We start from the raw sequence: 15724 nt of genomic DNA, 5'->3' as shown, positions 1-15724 counted from the left end.
AGTCGAGGCTGCCGCGCCGCAAGAAGACGATCCGCGCAAGGCCGCCGTGGCCGCCGCCATCGCCCGCGTCAAAGCCAAAAAGGCCGCGCAGCAGGCGCAAACCGAGAAAGAGAATTGAGATAACGCCTTGCAGGATGCAAGGCGCTTAGTCGATAGAGATCAGGTAGGTGTAGTTGACGTTAATCTGGCGCATTTTGGCATCCTGCTGCCACTGCGCAAGATCGATGATTTCCATTTCAATGCTGCCCTTCACTTTATGGCGCAGGCCTGGCATCACATGGGTAATCAGGTAGGAAAAAAACTGCACGCACTCTTTTGCCGTCCCTTGATGGGTAATCGAAATATATTCACGCTCGGGCAGATGAATGTTATCGATCTGATGACCGGAAAGAATATCCTTACGATGCGGCTGCTCTACCGCCATGGTATGCACCGCAGAAAATTCACCGTAATCACAACTGCGAGCCGAATGGATGCTGTAGACCTTATGGCAGTCAACGCTTAATCCCTTAAAGAAGTCGTTGAAAATTTCATCTTTCATCGCCATACAGGAAGCATGCTCCATGCCTTCCCTTACGTCAAAATCCAGTCGCCGCGTAAACCCCGCCAGCTGCATCTCCGGCAGCGTCAGTCGCTTCACTTCCGGGTAATAGCCCTTTTCGTACTGTGCCTCGAAGTTAAAACGCGGCATCAGGTTTTTTACGTCCCATTTGTCCATCGAACGGTAGCGGTTTGGCGTAGTGCCAAACCGCTGCTTGAACATGCGCGTAAAGGTTTGTTGCGAGTCGAAGCCCAACTCATCAGAAATATCAATAATTGAACGACGAGTGATACGCAACGCCACGGCCGCGCGCGTCAAAATACGTGAGCGGATATAGGTTGCCAATTGGATACCGGTGATCCGTTTGAACTTGCGTTGCAGATGCCACTTGGAATAGCCGGATATCCGCGCTACTTCGTCAAGATTTGGCCGTGTTTCCAGATGTATTTCGACCCACTCAATCAGCTCTTCAATAAAAAAAACGTCTTCATTTGTCATTATTATTCATTCACTAACTTAATAATACTCGGGATAATAACCTAGATGGATTATGCAGAAGTTGTTATTTTGTGCGAATAAATGTACCAAAATAAACATCTTGTCATTAGGGATATTGCACATTTGACGTGGTTTTAACGCCAGGCAGCTCACTTTAACATCAAGCTAACGCAAAACGCTGGCGAAAAAAACCACACAATTCTCTTGCCAACGCCACAACGCGTGCTAAAAATCCGATAACCCCAATATCATTGCGTATTACCCTACCGGCGAATGAGGTAGAATGCTGCGCTATCATTTTCCCTGCGCCCGTTAAGCGGCGTGTTGAATCTGCCGTTGACGCGGCAAAGACAGGTGTAGTTACTCTATGAAGTTCAGGCCGATAAAACAGACCGCTGCCAAAGGCTTACATATCGCCAGTTCCCCTTTCACCCATAATCAGCAGAGCACCAGCCGCATCATGCTATGGGTGATGCTGGCCTGCATTCCGGGTTTGGCCGCGCAGCTATGGTTCTTCGGTTACGGCAGCCTGATTCAGGTTGCTCTGGCCATGATCGTCGCTCTGCTGGCTGAAAGTGCCATTCTGGCGCTGCGCAAACAGCCGGTGCGCGCGCGTCTGGCCGACAACTCGGCCATACTGACCGCGCTGCTACTCGGTATCAGCCTGCCGCCGCTGGCACCGTGGTGGATGATCATCATCGGCACCCTGTTCGCCATCGTTATTGCCAAGCAGCTCTATGGCGGTTTGGGGCAAAACCCGTTCAACCCGGCCATGGTCGGCTATGTGGTGCTGCTGATTTCCTTCCCGGTGCAGATGACCAGTTGGTTGCCGCCGGAGACGCTGCGCGCCACCGCGTTATCATTCCCTGACGTGTTGCTGGCCATTTTCAGCGGCCACACCGGCCAGGGCGCCACGCTGCACGAACTGCAAATGGGCATTGACGGCATCAGTCAGGCGACGCCATTGGACGGTTTCAAAACCGGTCTGCGCAGCGGGCATTCGGTTGAGCAAGTACTGCAAACGCCGATTTTCGGTGCTGCGCTGGCAGGCATCGGCTGGCAATGGGTCAATCTCGGCTTTCTGGCCGGCGGGCTGTTTATGTTGGGGCGCAGGCTGATCCACTGGCAGATACCGTTCAGCATGCTGGCAATGTTGGCACTGTGTTCCGGCATCGCCTATCTGCTGGATCCCGCCCATCAGGCATCGCCGCTGATCCATCTGTTGTCTGGTGCAACGATGCTGGGTGCCTTCTTTATAGCCACCGATCCGGTCAGCGCCTCCACCACCCCACGCGGCCGCTTGATTTACGGCGCGCTGATCGGCCTGCTGGTATGGTTGATTCGCGTCTACGGCGGTTATCCGGACGGCGTCGCGTTTGCCGTGCTGCTAGCCAATATTACCGTGCCGCTGATCGACCACTACACGCAACCGCGCGTTTACGGTCATCGTTAAGGAGCCATGATGCTGCAATCAATGAGAAAGCATGGCACGACGCTGGCACTGTTTGCCGCCGTGACCACCGGCCTGACCGCGGTAGTCAACACGCTGACGCAAAAAACCATCGCTCATCAGGCCGCCCTGCAACAGAAAACCCTGCTTGATCAGGTGGTGCCGCCCGAGCACTATGATAACGATATGCAGTCCGAGTGTTACCTGGTGAGCGATCCGGCTCTCGGCAACGCCCTTGCGCACCGCTTGTATCTGGCGCGCAAACAGGGGCAGCCGGTTGGCGCCGCGCTGGAAACCACCGCACCGGACGGCTATTCAGGAGCCATCAAACTGCTGGTCGGCGCCGACTTTAGCGGCAACGTGTTTGGCAGCCGGGTGATTGAGCATCACGAGACACCGGGGCTGGGCGACAAGATAGAACTGCGCATCAGCAACTGGATCACCGTGTTCAGCGGCAAGAAAATCGACGGCCCGGACGATAAACGTTGGGCGGTGAAGAAGGACGGCGGCATGTTCGATCAGTTTACCGGCGCCACCATCACCCCGCGCGCAGTGGTCAATTCCGTGCGCCGCACGGCGTTGTATATGGAAACGTTGCCGCCTAAACTAGCCACATTACCTGCCTGTGGAGCCGGCGAATGAGCGAAGCAAAAGAGTTAATGATTCAAGGGTTGTGGAAAAACAACTCGGCGCTGGTGCAGCTGCTCGGGCTGTGCCCGCTGCTGGCGGTCACCTCAACCGCCACCAACGCCCTGGGACTGGGACTGGCGACCACGCTGGTACTGGTGATCACCAATGGCTCCATCTCCGCCCTGCGTCGCTGGGTGCCAAGCGAAGTGCGTATTCCGATCTACGTGATGATCATCGCCGCTGCGGTCAGCATCGTGCAAATGCTGATCAACGCCTATGCCTTTGGTCTGTATCAATCGCTGGGGATCTTTATCCCGCTTATCGTTACCAACTGCATCGTGGTCGGCCGTGCGGAGGCGGTCGCGGCACGCAAGCCGGTCGGGCTGGCGCTGATTGACGGCCTGTTCATCGGCCTGGGCGCTACCGGCGCCATGTTCGTGCTAGGTTCGATGCGCGAACTGATTGGCAACGGCACGCTGTTTGACGGCGCCGATATGCTGTTAGGCAGTTGGGCCAAAGTGCTGCGTATCGAAGTGGTGCATTTTGACAGCCCGTTCCTGCTGGCCATGCTGCCGCCGGGGGCGTTTATCGGTCTGGGGCTGATGCTGGCGGTCAAATATGTGATTGATGAAAAAATGAAGGCGCGCAAAGCCCAAGCCGTGGCTCACCAGCCGACGCTGGAAAAAGGACAGCCAGAGAAAGCCTGATGAATAAACAAAAACGCCTGGAAATTCTGACCCGTTTACGCGACAACAACCCGCACCCGACTACCGAACTGGTATTTACCACGCCGTTTGAACTGCTGATCGCCGTGCTGTTGTCGGCACAGGCGACCGACGTCAGCGTCAACAAGGCCACCGCCAAGCTGTATCCGGTGGCCAATACGCCAGCGGCGATGCTGGCGCTGGGGGTCGACGGCGTCAAGGAATACATCAAGACCATCGGCCTGTTCAATAGCAAGGCCGAGAATGTGATCAAAACCTGCCGTATCCTGCTGGAACAGCATGGCGGCGAGGTGCCAGAGGATCGCGCGGCACTCGAGGCGTTGCCCGGCGTTGGTCGAAAAACAGCAAACGTGGTGTTGAATACCGCCTTTGGCTGGCCCACCATTGCGGTAGATACCCACATCTTCCGCGTCAGCAATCGGACGCGCTTCGCACCGGGCAATACCGTCGAACAGGTTGAAGACAAGCTGCTGAAAGTAGTGCCGGCGGAATTCAAGGTCGACTGCCATCACTGGTTGATCCTGCATGGTCGTTATACCTGTATCGCCCGCAAGCCGCGCTGCGGTTCCTGCATCATCGAAGATCTTTGCGAATACAAGGAAAAGGTCTATCCCGACGCCTGATGCTGCCGGCGCAATGTGCGCCGGGATCGCTGTGGCCGTTAGCGGCTCTTTTTTATTGAAAATGTGATGTTGCTCAGTAGTAACCACGGTGTTTTTACGGATTTCCGTCTAAAATCACGATTTCACTTAATTTCAAGCGAAAATTTAGTCAAAAATTGCGCATGACATCACAGTTTTCAATTCACAATATATTAACAACCGCATAACCCCTTCCTCACTGTTTCACTAATATTGCAGATTGACATTTAGGCATGAGATAGCAACGCCTATTGAACGACATGCAATCGCATGAACCACAAAATGGTAAAATAGCAGAACATATCACTACACCGACGGTGCATATCTTTTAGACAAAACAAAAACTCGACAAATGAAATAAATGCGAACGTTAATTCTGCATAACATTTGCAACATCGTTGCATAATGCCACAAACGTTATATGTAACCGAATATGTCAAACTGCTTGCCACGCCGTTTAAGATAGTGAACATTAACCGCCGTCATCCCATCCTATAACAACGCATAAGGGTGCAGTCCTGCATCAACTTGTGCATTTCCCGTCCTTTCTGACGGGCTGTGAAAAAAGAGGTACCAGTGTCAACAGCAAACAACCAACATCAGGAAGGCGTCAGCTTAAACGCCTTTAAACAACCCAAGGCGTTCTATTTGATCTTCTCGATCGAACTGTGGGAGCGTTTCGGTTATTACGGCCTGCAGGGCATCATGGCGGTTTATCTGGTCAAGATGCTTGGCCTGAGCGAAGCCGATTCAATTACGCTGTTTTCGTCTTTCAGCGCGCTGGTGTATGGCTTTGTCGCCATCGGCGGCTGGCTGGGGGATAAAGTGCTCGGCACCAAGCGTGTCATCGTCCTCGGCGCGCTGGTATTGGCGGTAGGCTACGCCATGGTAGCCTACTCCGGCCACGATATTTTCTGGGTTTACCTCGGCATGGCGACCATCGCCGTCGGCAGCGGTCTGTTCAAGGCCAACCCGTCCTCTTTGCTGTCTACCTGTTACGAAAAAGACGATCCGCGTCTCGATGGCGCCTTCACCATGTACTATATGTCGGTGAATATCGGCTCTTTCATGTCGATGCTGGCAACGCCCTGGCTGGCAGCCAAATACGGCTGGAGCGTCGCGTTCTCGCTGAGCGTGGTCGGGATGCTGATCACGCTGGTCAACTTTATGCTGTGCCATCGCTGGGTTAAACAGCACGGCTCCAAACCAGACTTCAAACCATTGCATCTGCAAAAGCTGCTGATGGTGCTGGTCGGCATCGTCGCACTGGTCGCTCTGTCCAGCTGGCTGCTGCACAATCAGGTAATTGCCCGCTGGGCACTGGCGATTATCTCCGCCGGCATCGTGATCGTGTTCGCCAAGGAAACCTTTGCCATGCACGGCGCAGCGCGTCGCAAAATGATCGTAGCGTTCCTGCTGATGCTGGAAGCGGTGGTGTTCTTCGTGCTGTATAGCCAAATGCCGACCTCATTGAACTTCTTTGCCATTCATAACGTTGAACACAACATTCTGGGCCTGGCGTTCGAACCCGAGCAGTATCAGGCGCTGAACCCGTTCTGGATCATGCTGGCCAGTCCGATTCTGGCGGCACTGTACAATAAAATGGGCGATCGCCTGCCGATGCCGCACAAGTTCGCGTTCGGTATGTTCCTGTGCTCCGGTGCGTTTCTGGTGCTGCCATGGGGCGCCAGCTTCGCCAACGAACAGGGCATCGTTTCCGTCAACTGGCTGATCCTGAGCTACGCGCTGCAAAGCGTCGGTGAGCTGATGATCTCGGGCCTGGGTCTGGCGATGGTGGCCCAACTGGTACCACAACGCCTGATGGGCTTCATTATGGGTTCCTGGTTCCTGACCACCGCGGCTGCAGCGCTGATTGCCGGTAAAGTGGCAGGTCTAACCGCAGTACCAAGCGACGTGAACGATGCGCATGCTTCATTGGCGATTTATAGCCATGTCTTTATGCAGATTGGTATCGCTACCGGCGTTATCGCCATTCTGATGATGCTCACCGCGCCGAAGCTGTACCGCATGACGCTGGATACCGCGGAAGACACCGAACAGAAGGCGCAACAGGCGACTACCGCCGCGCGTTAATCGGTATGACGCAACCAACGTCAACGGGGCCATTATTGGCCCCGTTTTTTTTGCCGTCGCCGGCGTTTAGCCCACCGACCTGGCCTGCAGGGTCTGCCAGATAAACTCGCTCACCAGCGCAGCATGAAACGCCGACTGCTTTTTGTCGGCCGCGGCACTGTGCCCACCGGCGGTATTCTCGTAAAAATAGGCTTGTTGGTATCCCATCTGTTGCATCCGTGCCGCCATCTTGCGGGCATGCGACGGATTGACCCGATCGTCACTGGTGGCGGTGAGAAATAACGTCGGCGGGTATGCCACGCCCGCCTTGATGTTGTGGTACGGCGAAAAGGCCTGCAGATACGCCCACTGTTGCGCGTCGCGCGGATCGCCATATTCTGCAATCCACGACGCCCCGGCGGAAAGCTGGGTATAACGCTGCATGTCCAGTAACGGCACTTCACACACGATACAGCCAAACAGCTCCGGGTACTGCGTCAGCATATTGCCCACCAGCAACCCGCCGTTGCTGCCGCCGCGCGCAGCCAATTTTTGTGACGATGTCACTTTGCGCGCAATCAGATCCTGCGCCACTGCGGCAAAATCCTCATAGGCACGGTGGCGGTTCTGTTTCAGCGCCGCCTGATGCCAGGCCGGGCCGTACTCGCCACCACCGCGAATATTGGCCACCACGAATACCCCGCCACGCTCCAGCCAGGTAGGCGCGTTGCTGCCGAGATAGCTGGGTTGCAGCGAAACCTCGAAGCCGCCATAGCCATACAGCAACGTCGGGTTGTTACCGTCCAGTTTGAGACCGCTGGCGGCAATCTGAAAATACGGTATCCGCGTTCCGTCTTTGGAGCGCGCAAAGTGCTGACTGACCTGATAACCGCTGGCATCAAAGTCCTGCGGCCCCTGCTTGAGCAATGCCGGCTCACCATCATCCAGGTTGCCGAGATACAGCGACGTGGGCTGCAGAAAGCCGCTGACGGTCAGAAAATAGTCGTTGGTTTTGTCGTCAATGCCGCCTGCAGACAGCGTGCTGAGCTTGCCAGGCGTGCCCAGCGGACGCGTCTGCCAACCGCTGCCTTGCGGTGTCAGCACCTCCAGCCGGTTAACCACGTCATCCATGATACTGACGATCAGATGGTCGCGCGTGGTAGCGTAGCCGCTGAGCGCCATGCGTTCGCTCGGCGTAAACAGCACGCTCAACTGGCGTTTCCCCGCCAGATAATCGGCAAAATTCGCCGCCAGCAACGCACCACTTGGGTAGGTTTTATCCCCCAGCGACCAGTCACTGCCAAGTCTGATCAGCAACCATTCACGGTGACAGCCCAGTTCGGCATCCGTCGGCACCTCAATCTTGATCCGTTGGCCTTTGGCGTCCAGCAGGAAGGTTTCCTGATGATAAAAATCCATCATGCGCACGATAAAGTCACGCTCAAAGCCCGGCGTATCGTCGTGATAGGCGTAAGCGCGCATATCTTCTGGCTGCGCCTGATAGAGCGTTTCCGCGCTGTCGAGTGGCGTGCCGCGCTGCCAGCGCTTAACCACCCGTGGGTAACCGGACTGGGTCAGCGAATCGGGGCCGAAATCGGTGGCGACAAACAGATGCTGGTAATCTGCCCATGACACCACGCTTTTGGCCACCGGCAGCGTAAAACCGTCGCTGACGAAGCGTTTCTGTTGCAGATCAAATTCCCGCACCGTCACCGCATCGCCGCCGTCCGGTGAGAGTTTCAACAAGGCGTAACGGTAATCGGGTGCCAACGGCGTTGCGCCATGGAACACCCACTCCTGTCCTTCTGCCTTGCCAAGCGCATCGATATCCAGCACCGTTTCCCAGGTTGGTTGTGCCTTACGGTATTCCTGCAGTGTGGTACGCCGCCACAGCCCGCGCGGGTTATCTCGATCCTGCCAAAAGTTGTAGTAATCATCGCCGTATTTGGCGACCCAGGGGATTTGGCTGTCTTTATTCAGAATATCCAGCACCTGTTGTTCCAGCCGCGGGAAATCCGTGCCCTGTGCGAAACGCGCCAACGTGCGCTGGTTCTGCTGGGTTACCCACTCCAGCGCCGGTTGACTGTGCAGTTGCTCCAGCCACAGGAATTGATCGGCGTTGGGCTGGTCTGCCGCCATGGCCAGGCGGATACTGTTCGGCAATGTCGTCATGGCAATTACGGCTCCTGCGGTTTGTGCGCTGAGTTTAATAAATTGGCGTCGATTGGTGACTGGCAATTCAAGCTCCTTTTGCTGCCTGGTCGGCGTTGATTAGCCGCTGCATGTCCAGCGACATAAATGAGAGTGGTTATCAACAAATTAAGCGTTTCCCCACAGGCTGTCAAAACTCTCGCTGCGCAATGGCCGCTGGGGATGCGTTCACCGGGTAATGGATCAGATCATGAAAACGCACCGCTCTTTGGCTGGTGTTGCGATAAACGTGCGGGCAATCTGCCTGAAAACGAATCGCCTCGCCGGCCGCCAACCGCGTCCACTGCCCGTCGATTGCCAGATCCAGCAGGCCGTCAATCACCACCACATGTTCTATCACCCCCGACTCATGGGGCGAAGAGGCGCTGGTGGCACCGGCGGCCAGTACAATGTCGAACATGTCAAAACCCAGTTGCCGATCGTAAGGAAACAGCGGCATCACCCGCATACTGGCGTTGGCCTGATCGAAAACCGGTAAATTTCCGTGACGGTGTAACATGGTTTGAGACGCTGGCTGCGCCCCTTCTAGAAACACCGAGAAGGCGACGTTGAAACCGGTGGCGATTTTCCATAGCGTGGCCACCGTCGGACTGGACTCGCCACGCTCAATCTGCCCAAGCATGGCTTTGCTGACGCCGGTGTGCTCCGCCGCCTGCGCCAAACTCCAAGCGCGCTCCGCGCGCAGATGCTTCAGCGTGTGCGCCAGGTGATTGGTCAATTCCTGCATGATTAGCTCCTGTTTTTCGGCGATTATAGCCCCTTGTGCGCTATAACGCACGGTGCTATGCTCGGCCATTCGTGCGTTATAACGCACAATCATGGGGGCGACGATGCGGCAAGGAAGGTTGTTAGGGGATATCAGCGTGCCGGCGTTAATCGCCGGATTTGTGGCGGTGCTGGTCGGTTATACCAGTTCGGCGGCAATTATTTTTCAAGCCGCAGCGGCGGCAGGCGCCACGCCGCTGCAGATTGGCGGCTGGTTGAGCATGCTCGGATTGGGCATGGGCGTCAGTTCGATCGGGCTGTCGCTGTATTACCGCGCGCCGATCCTCACCGCCTGGTCGACGCCGGGCGCGGCGCTGCTGGTGACCAGCCTGCCCGGCACCAGTATCAATGAAGCCATTGGGGTATTTGTTTTCGCCTCCGGCCTGATTCTGCTATGCGGCGTTACCGGGCTATTTGCCCGTATGATGAATTACATTCCCCAGGCGATTTCCGCCGCAATGCTGGCCGGCATCCTGCTGCGTTTCGGCCTGGACGCGTTTGGTGCATTGCAAAGCAACTTTACGCTCAGCGGCGGCATGTGCCTGGTCTATCTGCTTTCTCGGCGCTACCTGCCACGGTATGCCATTGTGCTGACGCTGTTGGCCGGACTGGCGGTGGCCGCCGGTCAGGGGAATATGTCATTCTCCCATCAGAGCTGGAACTTTACCCTGCCAAGCTTTATCGCACCGCATTTTACGCTGGCTACGCTGTTGGGCATTGGCGTGCCGTTTTTTGTTGTGACCATGGCATCGCAAAACGCTCCCGGCATCGCCACGCTGAAAGCGGCAGGCTACCTAATACCGACCTCACCGCTCATCAGTTGGACTGCACTCACCGCGCTGCTGTTGGCGCCGTTCGGCGGCTTTTCGGTGTGCATTGCCGCTATTACCGCAGCGATCTGCATGGGTCAGGATGTGCATCCCGATCCCAAAAAGCGTTATATGGCAGCGGTCGCCGCCGGTGGGTTCTATCTGCTGGCCGGGGTGTTCGGTGCAGCCATTGGCCTGTTGTTCAGCGCCCTGCCAATGGCGCTGATTCATACCATCGCCGGGCTGGCGTTACTCGGCACCATTGCCGGCAGCCTGCAACGCGCCCTGCAGGATGAAAAACAGCGCGATGCCGCGCTGATAACCTTCCTGATTACCGCCTCCGGCATCAGTCTGCTGGGCGTTGGCGCGGCATTTTGGGGGCTGATCGGCGGCGTTATTGCGCACCTGATTTTCTCTCTGCCGCAACGCGCAGCGGATTAATCCTCACCGCCAAGGAACGGTAAAGCGTGCTGTAGCAGCAGTTGCGGCTGCTGCTCAGCGATATAGTGGCCGCACGGCAAGGCGCTACCGCGCACGTTGCTCGCCACCTTGCGCCATTCTTGCAGCGGTTCGAAACATTGCCCCACCGTTCCCTGTTCCCCCCACAGCACCAACAGTGGGCACGCCAGTCGGCGTCCGGCCTCCTGATCGGCGCTATCATGCTGCAAATCTATGCCTGCCGACGCACGATAGTCTTCGCAAATGCCACGGGCGGTGCCCGGCAGTTGCAGACAACGCAGATAATCCGCCATGGCCGGTTCGCTGAATGGCTGTAGACCGGCGCTGCGGCTACCCATCACGCTGCGCAGATACAGTTCTGGGTTGCTTTCGATCAGTGCTTCCGGCAGCGGTGCCGGACGGATCAGGAAAAACCAGTGCCAATAGGCGCGGGCAAAGCGTTCGTCGGTTTGCCGATACATCGCCAGCGTCGGTGCAATATCCAGCAGTACCATGCGCTCCACCGCCTGCGGATAGTCAAGCGCCAGGCGATGTGCCACCCGCGCGCCGCGATCGTGCGCCATGACGCTAAAGCGCCTAAAGCCCAGCGCCGCCATTAATTCCAGCTGATCGCGCGCCATTTCACGCTTGGCGTAATGACGGCTGTCTGCACTGGCCGGCGGTTTGCCGCTGTCGCCGTAACCGCGCAAGTCGGCCAATACCACGGTAAAACTCTCCAGCAGCGACGGTGCCACCTTATGCCAGATAAACTGCGTTTGCGGATGGCCATGCAGCAACAGTAGCGGCGCGCCCTGGCCGGCAATACGATAGGCAATGTCGGTGCCGTTGACCGCCATCCGCCCTTGAGTAAATGAATTCAGCATCGGATCCTCCTTTAGCCCATCTTAACCGTTTACTAACACACCACAATGCGCTTGCCGTGCAGCCGGCGTTTACATTCCGTGTTTAACCGGTCGTCAATGCAGCGATGAGTTCGTTCTGGGTATTTTCTGCTTAACTTGAGATGAGGCCATCCGATGGCAACCATCACCAACAAGTGACAGGGTAACTAATAGCATGAACCAGAAAGCCAATGCGTTGCAGCAAAAACTGATTCGCAATTTCGATCGGGCAGAGAAACGGCACGACCTGCGTCCACCGCTGTATGATAGCCAGTCGGCGCGGCTGGCGGTCGGCACCGCCGCCAGCCAGTTAGGTGCTTCGCTGGACGTGGTGGCGCCGGGCAAGCGCTCTTGCCCTTATCATTTTCATCATGGCCAGGAGGAAATGTTTATTATTGTCGAAGGCCAAGGCACGCTACGCGTCGCCGGGGAAATGCTGCCGATCGGCCGTGGCGACATACTGTTTATCCCTGCCGGGCCGGAGTATCCACATCAAATCATCAATACCTCCGACGCGCCGCTGAAGTATCTTTCCATCAGCACGCGTCAAATGCCGGATTTGGTTGAATACCCGGATTCGGGCAAGTTTCAGGCGATGGCACTGCACGACGGCCAGCGCACCAGTTATATCCAGCGGCCTTCAGCCACGCTCGATTATTGGCAGGATGAACCCTGAATCATCGGCTGGCGGCGTCAGGCCCAACGCCTGTGCTGCCAACGCCGCCACGCGCCGATCGATATCGGCGCTTTCGCCCTCTTCCAGAAACCAGGCGGCGGACAGTCCCGCCCAGGCCAGGATCCATTGCAACAATCGCTGGCGCTCAAGCCCGGCCAGTTGGCAGACCTGTTCAACCCGTTGCAGAAATAACGCAGGATCGGTGGCAACGCCGTAATTTGGATTGCAAAAGATGTTGGCGTAATCAAAACCGCGTTCGCCATACAGCCGTTTGGGATCGATGGCCAGCCAACCACGCGCGCCAAAATCCAACACGTTGTCATGATGAATATCACCGTGCAGCACACCCTGTTCCCTGGCGCTGCCAAGCAGTTCGGCAGCCACCGCCGCACTCAGGCGCAGCCAGCCGCCATGGGCCTGCGCCGCCGGCCACAGCGAGCCAAACCAGCGTTCAAGCGGGATCAGCGTTGGTGGAGCCTGGCGGCGCGGCGCATGCAGTTTGTTGACTACCTGGCACAGGATAGCGATCGCCTGCGCATCGTTGCCGTCACGCACCAGTTGGCTCAGGGAACCGCTCCCCTGTGCACGCTCCAGCAACAGCGCATCCTGATGCCAGCCCAGCACGCGGGCAGCACCGTCACCTTGCCACCAGCGCATCAGGTGGGCGCCGAATTTTTCTTCTTCTTCCCGGGCCACTTTCAGCATGGCTGCCTGCCCGCGGTAACGCACCGGCATCAGCAGACTGCTGTGGGTTTCAAACGCCCGACCATCTGGCGTCAGCGCCCAGCGTTGCAGATAGGGAATCAATACAGGGTTCATTATCCACGCGCATCCTTATTGCGATTGGAAATTAACGTGATTGTCTATGATGCTAGTGGCAGTTCAACTGCTACTCTCATCTACCTAGCCCAGTGTAGGCATTTTTTCACAGTAGACGCAGAGGAATATCCGATGACCAGCATAAAACGCAATAATTATTCGGCACTGCCGACGCCGGGCGGCCCGTATGTCCATGCGGTGCGCCACCGTGACGTGGTGTATGTTTCCGGCCTGACGGCGTTTGCCACCGCAGCACAGGGACAGCCTGCTGCGGTACAGGCTCAGGCTATTCTCGAACAGTTGACCACCCTTGCCGCAGCGGAAGGCGGCGATTTGACGTCGGTGCTTAAACTCAGCGTGTTCTTGACCGACATTGCGGATTTGCCGGCGCTACGACCGATCCTGTTCAACGCTTTTGATGGCGCGCTGCCGGCCTGTTCACTGGTGGCCGTCAGCGCGTTGTTCTCGCCCGAGGTCAGGGTTGAAATCGAGGCGATTCTGGCGCTGTAACAGATTACAGCGCCCCTTCGTCCAGCACGCAGGGACCGATGTTGAACCAGGCGCGGGTGATTTTGCCCTGTTCGACGTGGTAAATGGCGATAACGTCCATGCTGCCGCGCCCCTGCGGAAAGTTGCGCGTGACCACTTCCTGATCGACCACCATGTTGCCCACCGCCATACGCTTGATGCGTTCACCGTACAGACTGGGCTCTTTGAAACGGGCAACGTGGCGCTGACGAATTTCTGCCTTGCCGCTGGCCAACAGCGTGTCCGGGTGTTGATAATACAGCGCATCTTCTGCCCAACAGGCCATAAATGCCTCGATATCGCGGGCGTTATAGGCGTCAAGCTGCCGCTGGACGACATCTTCCGGGCGTAGTGATTTCTGGTTCATTGCATCCCCCTGAGCGAGATAAACGGTCATTACAATGCGGTAATTTCATCAACCTGATGCTGGAACACATAAGGATCCGACAGTAATTCAAACGCTTGATCATCCGGATAGGTCACCGCTGTATGATAGTCCTCACCGGCAAACTGTTTGATGGCATCCAGCGAATGCCAATAGGTCGCCAGGAAAAAATGGGCGTACTCCCCCTGTATTTCCTGGCGGACAAACGCACCACAGTTTCCCGCCGTTGCTTTAGCATGCTGCACGCCTGTGACATTCAGATGATCGGCAAATCCTTGCCGATGCCGTAGCGGTACGCAGCCATGCCAGGTACGAACTATCATTCTTCGCCTCACAAATTGAATAAAAAAGCAAAATAATCGAATAAATAATCTATCACGCAGCCAGTATTATTCAATACGCCACAGCGTTTTTCTCTACCGTCGTTCGCTAGCGGAAAAACCGCACTTTCCTCTTTGTGATAATTACGACAATTCTGCTAATTTACGCTGCTGACAAACAGTAGTATTGGATGACTATGCAAAAAAAACCGGTGCTGCACGAAGCCAGACAGTTAAAACGCCTCAACGCCGCGACGCGACGGCAATCCCATCTGTATAAATGGATTGCGTTTATCGCCGCGCTCGACGTGCTGCTGGTGTATTACTATGACCGGGATATGCGCAACATCACCTTCTCTGCCGCCGTGGCGGCAGTCTGTGGTTATTTATGGATCCGCGATCGCAACAAGGCACGCCGCTACCGGCGCGAGTTCGATGAGAAATTCGGCAAAGACGCCGAAGATTAACCCTGCGCCGCGCAGATATGCGCTACACTGAACCTCGACTTCACCTACCCAGGCTGCCACGATGAAAAAACTGACGTTGAAAGACATGACCGAAAGCGAGCAACGTGAAGTAAAAACCGAACTGGACAAAGCACGCAAAAGCCACGGACGCCCTTTGACCAACGCCGAGCAGAACAAAGTCAAAGACGAAGCCGTGGCGCGGATCACCGCCGCCAGAGAAAAAATCGCCAAGGCAGCGCGCGCCGAACGCAAGGCCAATCGCGTCAAGCCCAGCGGAGAAACCTTCAATTGGTCCTCTTCGATCGGTAGCCGCCCCCATCGTTAAACACCGGCCGCAGCACGCGGCCTGTATCTTTATTCCTTCCCCCTTCGCTTTATTGATTGCAGATAAAAGCCGTTTATAATTATTCCGTTTGGATAGGATAATGTCGCGTTCTTGGTTGACTGAGACAACAGATGGGATAAGGGAATAATGAACAACGACACGGTATATTGCCGCGTCTGCGGCACGCAGTTACACATAACCGCCACAACCTGCCCGCACTGTGGTGCACCGCAACGCCTCGGTGGCGAGAAAAACCGCATTGCTGCCGCTCTGCTGGCATTTTTCCTCGGCAGTTTTGGCGTGCATAAATTCTACTTAGGCAAAATTGGTCAAGGCTTTTTATATCTGATTTTCTGCTGGACCTTTATTCCGGCGATCGTCTCCTTTATCGAGTTTATTATTTACCTGTGCCAGTCGGATCAAAAATTCGCCGAAAAATACGGCTGAGGCAACGCGACCCCGCAACGAAAACTGTCCAACTTTACTCAGTGCAGTTCAAATGCGGGGTTTTTTATTGCCGC

At 56.1% G+C, this 15724-nt stretch carries 18 protein-coding genes; 11 read left to right on the top strand and 7 right to left on the bottom strand.

Going from position 1 to position 15724, the window contains the following annotated elements:
* Positions 1–145: 145 nt before the first annotated feature.
* Positions 146–1039 carry a helix-turn-helix domain-containing protein gene (locus tag ACCC84_RS04185; protein WP_004963369.1) on the bottom strand — a complete coding sequence of 298 codons (894 nt, stop codon included), beginning with the start codon at positions 1037–1039 and terminating at the stop codon, positions 146–148.
* A 367-nt stretch (positions 1040–1406) separates the two neighbouring features.
* Between ACCC84_RS04185 and rsxD the strand changes: the two genes are divergently transcribed.
* From rsxD to dtpA, 5 genes are all read left to right on the top strand, one after another.
* The gene (rsxD, locus tag ACCC84_RS04180; RefSeq protein WP_371901573.1) at positions 1407–2492 is read left to right on the top strand and encodes an electron transport complex subunit RsxD; all 1086 of its coding nucleotides are present in this window, start codon (positions 1407–1409) and stop codon (positions 2490–2492) included.
* Positions 2493–2501: 9 nt separating this feature from the next.
* The gene (gene rsxG, locus ACCC84_RS04175) at positions 2502–3131 is read left to right on the top strand and encodes an electron transport complex subunit RsxG (RefSeq protein WP_039992135.1); all 630 of its coding nucleotides are present in this window, start codon (positions 2502–2504) and stop codon (positions 3129–3131) included.
* The gene (locus ACCC84_RS04170) at positions 3128–3826 is read left to right on the top strand and encodes an electron transport complex subunit E (RefSeq protein ID WP_004963381.1); all 699 of its coding nucleotides are present in this window, start codon (positions 3128–3130) and stop codon (positions 3824–3826) included. The genes rsxG and ACCC84_RS04170 overlap by 4 nt, the downstream gene beginning before the upstream one ends.
* A complete protein-coding gene (gene nth, locus ACCC84_RS04165) occupies positions 3826–4467 on the top strand; it encodes an endonuclease III (RefSeq protein ID WP_004963383.1) in 642 nt (213 codons plus the stop codon). Before ACCC84_RS04170 ends, nth begins: the two co-directional genes overlap by 1 nt.
* 594 nt (positions 4468–5061) lie before the next feature.
* Positions 5062–6579, top strand: coding sequence for a dipeptide/tripeptide permease DtpA (gene dtpA / locus ACCC84_RS04160; RefSeq protein ID WP_039992136.1), 1518 nt, complete (start codon positions 5062–5064; stop codon positions 6577–6579).
* Between the two features lie 66 nt (positions 6580–6645).
* Here dtpA and ACCC84_RS04155 read toward each other — a convergent pair whose 3' ends face one another.
* Both ACCC84_RS04155 and ACCC84_RS04150 read right to left on the bottom strand, forming a co-directional pair.
* Positions 6646–8730, bottom strand: coding sequence for a prolyl oligopeptidase family serine peptidase (locus ACCC84_RS04155; protein WP_273867974.1), 2085 nt, complete (start codon positions 8728–8730; stop codon positions 6646–6648).
* A 169-nt stretch (positions 8731–8899) separates the two neighbouring features.
* A complete protein-coding gene (locus ACCC84_RS04150) occupies positions 8900–9496 on the bottom strand; it encodes a helix-turn-helix domain-containing protein (RefSeq protein ID WP_050763127.1) in 597 nt (198 codons plus the stop codon).
* A 103-nt stretch (positions 9497–9599) separates the two neighbouring features.
* Between ACCC84_RS04150 and ACCC84_RS04145 the strand changes: the two genes are divergently transcribed.
* A complete protein-coding gene (locus tag ACCC84_RS04145) occupies positions 9600–10784 on the top strand; it encodes a benzoate/H(+) symporter BenE family transporter (RefSeq protein WP_039992137.1) in 1185 nt (394 codons plus the stop codon).
* Here ACCC84_RS04145 and ACCC84_RS04140 read toward each other — a convergent pair.
* Entirely contained in the window at positions 10781–11665 is an 885-nt protein-coding gene (locus ACCC84_RS04140; protein WP_371901572.1) for an alpha/beta fold hydrolase, read from the bottom strand. The two genes, ACCC84_RS04145 and ACCC84_RS04140, sit on opposite strands and share 4 nt — an antisense overlap.
* Positions 11666–11858: 193 nt before the next feature.
* Here ACCC84_RS04140 and ACCC84_RS04135 point away from each other — a divergent pair, with 193 nt between their 5' ends.
* Entirely contained in the window at positions 11859–12359 is a 501-nt protein-coding gene (locus tag ACCC84_RS04135) for a cupin domain-containing protein (RefSeq protein ID WP_004963400.1), read from the top strand.
* Here ACCC84_RS04135 and ACCC84_RS04130 read toward each other — a convergent pair.
* Entirely contained in the window at positions 12324–13178 is an 855-nt protein-coding gene (locus ACCC84_RS04130; protein WP_004963402.1) for an aminoglycoside phosphotransferase family protein, read from the bottom strand. The genes ACCC84_RS04135 and ACCC84_RS04130 overlap by 36 nt on opposite strands.
* Before the next feature lie 132 nt (positions 13179–13310).
* Here ACCC84_RS04130 and ACCC84_RS04125 point away from each other — a divergent pair, with 132 nt between their 5' ends.
* Positions 13311–13688, top strand: coding sequence for a RidA family protein (locus tag ACCC84_RS04125; RefSeq protein ID WP_039992138.1), 378 nt, complete (start codon positions 13311–13313; stop codon positions 13686–13688).
* A 4-nt stretch (positions 13689–13692) separates the two neighbouring features.
* Here the strand turns inward: ACCC84_RS04125 and ACCC84_RS04120 are convergent, their stop codons facing one another.
* On the bottom strand, positions 13693–14073 hold the full coding sequence (locus tag ACCC84_RS04120; protein ID WP_039992139.1) for a nuclear transport factor 2 family protein: 381 nt from the start codon (positions 14071–14073) through the stop codon (positions 13693–13695).
* Between the two features lie 29 nt (positions 14074–14102).
* Complete coding sequence (locus ACCC84_RS04115) at positions 14103–14414, bottom strand: hypothetical protein (protein WP_004963412.1); 312 nt, start codon at positions 14412–14414, stop codon at positions 14103–14105.
* Between the two features lie 194 nt (positions 14415–14608).
* Between ACCC84_RS04115 and ACCC84_RS04110 the strand changes: the two genes are divergently transcribed.
* The 3 genes from ACCC84_RS04110 (at position 14609) to ACCC84_RS04100 (ending at position 15650) form a co-directional block, all read left to right on the top strand.
* Positions 14609–14878: a hypothetical protein gene (locus tag ACCC84_RS04110; protein WP_039992140.1), complete on the top strand. Its 270-nt coding sequence runs from the start codon at positions 14609–14611 to the stop codon at positions 14876–14878.
* 61 nt (positions 14879–14939) lie between these two features.
* Positions 14940–15203 (top strand): YjbD family protein, encoded by a 264-nt coding sequence (locus tag ACCC84_RS04105; protein ID WP_004963418.1) that lies wholly within the window; start codon positions 14940–14942, stop codon positions 15201–15203.
* Between the two features lie 147 nt (positions 15204–15350).
* The gene (locus ACCC84_RS04100) at positions 15351–15650 is read left to right on the top strand and encodes a TM2 domain-containing protein (protein ID WP_371901571.1); all 300 of its coding nucleotides are present in this window, start codon (positions 15351–15353) and stop codon (positions 15648–15650) included.
* The last annotated feature ends 74 nt before the right edge of the window (positions 15651–15724 follow it).

The organism is Serratia odorifera, assembly GCF_041448735.1.
GTDB lineage: Bacteria > Pseudomonadota > Gammaproteobacteria > Enterobacterales > Enterobacteriaceae > Serratia_F > Serratia_F odorifera.
The sequence above is the reverse complement of the archived record's forward strand: the minus strand, read 5'-3'. Positions and strand labels throughout refer to the sequence as shown.

Excerpts from the sequence above, each read along its gene's own strand:
- ACCC84_RS04185 (WP_004963369.1), bottom strand. The coding sequence starts at position 1,039 with ATGACAAATGAAGACGTTTTTTTTATTGAAGAGCTGATTGAGTGGGTC.
- rsxD (WP_371901573.1), top strand. The coding sequence starts at position 1,407 with ATGAAGTTCAGGCCGATAAAACAGACCGCTGCCAAAGGCTTACATATC.
- rsxG (WP_039992135.1), top strand. The coding sequence starts at position 2,502 with ATGCTGCAATCAATGAGAAAGCATGGCACGACGCTGGCACTGTTTGCC.
- ACCC84_RS04170 (WP_004963381.1), top strand. The coding sequence starts at position 3,128 with ATGAGCGAAGCAAAAGAGTTAATGATTCAAGGGTTGTGGAAAAACAAC.
- nth (WP_004963383.1), top strand. The coding sequence starts at position 3,826 with ATGAATAAACAAAAACGCCTGGAAATTCTGACCCGTTTACGCGACAAC.
- ACCC84_RS04155 (WP_273867974.1), bottom strand. The coding sequence starts at position 8,730 with ATGACGACATTGCCGAACAGTATCCGCCTGGCCATGGCGGCAGACCAG.
- ACCC84_RS04150 (WP_050763127.1), bottom strand. The coding sequence starts at position 9,496 with ATGCAGGAATTGACCAATCACCTGGCGCACACGCTGAAGCATCTGCGC.
- ACCC84_RS04145 (WP_039992137.1), top strand. The coding sequence starts at position 9,600 with ATGCGGCAAGGAAGGTTGTTAGGGGATATCAGCGTGCCGGCGTTAATC.
- ACCC84_RS04140 (WP_371901572.1), bottom strand. The coding sequence starts at position 11,665 with ATGCTGAATTCATTTACTCAAGGGCGGATGGCGGTCAACGGCACCGAC.
- ACCC84_RS04135 (WP_004963400.1), top strand. The coding sequence starts at position 11,859 with ATGAACCAGAAAGCCAATGCGTTGCAGCAAAAACTGATTCGCAATTTC.
- ACCC84_RS04130 (WP_004963402.1), bottom strand. The coding sequence starts at position 13,178 with ATGAACCCTGTATTGATTCCCTATCTGCAACGCTGGGCGCTGACGCCA.
- ACCC84_RS04125 (WP_039992138.1), top strand. The coding sequence starts at position 13,311 with ATGACCAGCATAAAACGCAATAATTATTCGGCACTGCCGACGCCGGGC.
- ACCC84_RS04120 (WP_039992139.1), bottom strand. The coding sequence starts at position 14,073 with ATGAACCAGAAATCACTACGCCCGGAAGATGTCGTCCAGCGGCAGCTT.
- ACCC84_RS04115 (WP_004963412.1), bottom strand. The coding sequence starts at position 14,414 with ATGATAGTTCGTACCTGGCATGGCTGCGTACCGCTACGGCATCGGCAA.
- ACCC84_RS04110 (WP_039992140.1), top strand. The coding sequence starts at position 14,609 with ATGCAAAAAAAACCGGTGCTGCACGAAGCCAGACAGTTAAAACGCCTC.
- ACCC84_RS04105 (WP_004963418.1), top strand. The coding sequence starts at position 14,940 with ATGAAAAAACTGACGTTGAAAGACATGACCGAAAGCGAGCAACGTGAA.
- ACCC84_RS04100 (WP_371901571.1), top strand. The coding sequence starts at position 15,351 with ATGAACAACGACACGGTATATTGCCGCGTCTGCGGCACGCAGTTACAC.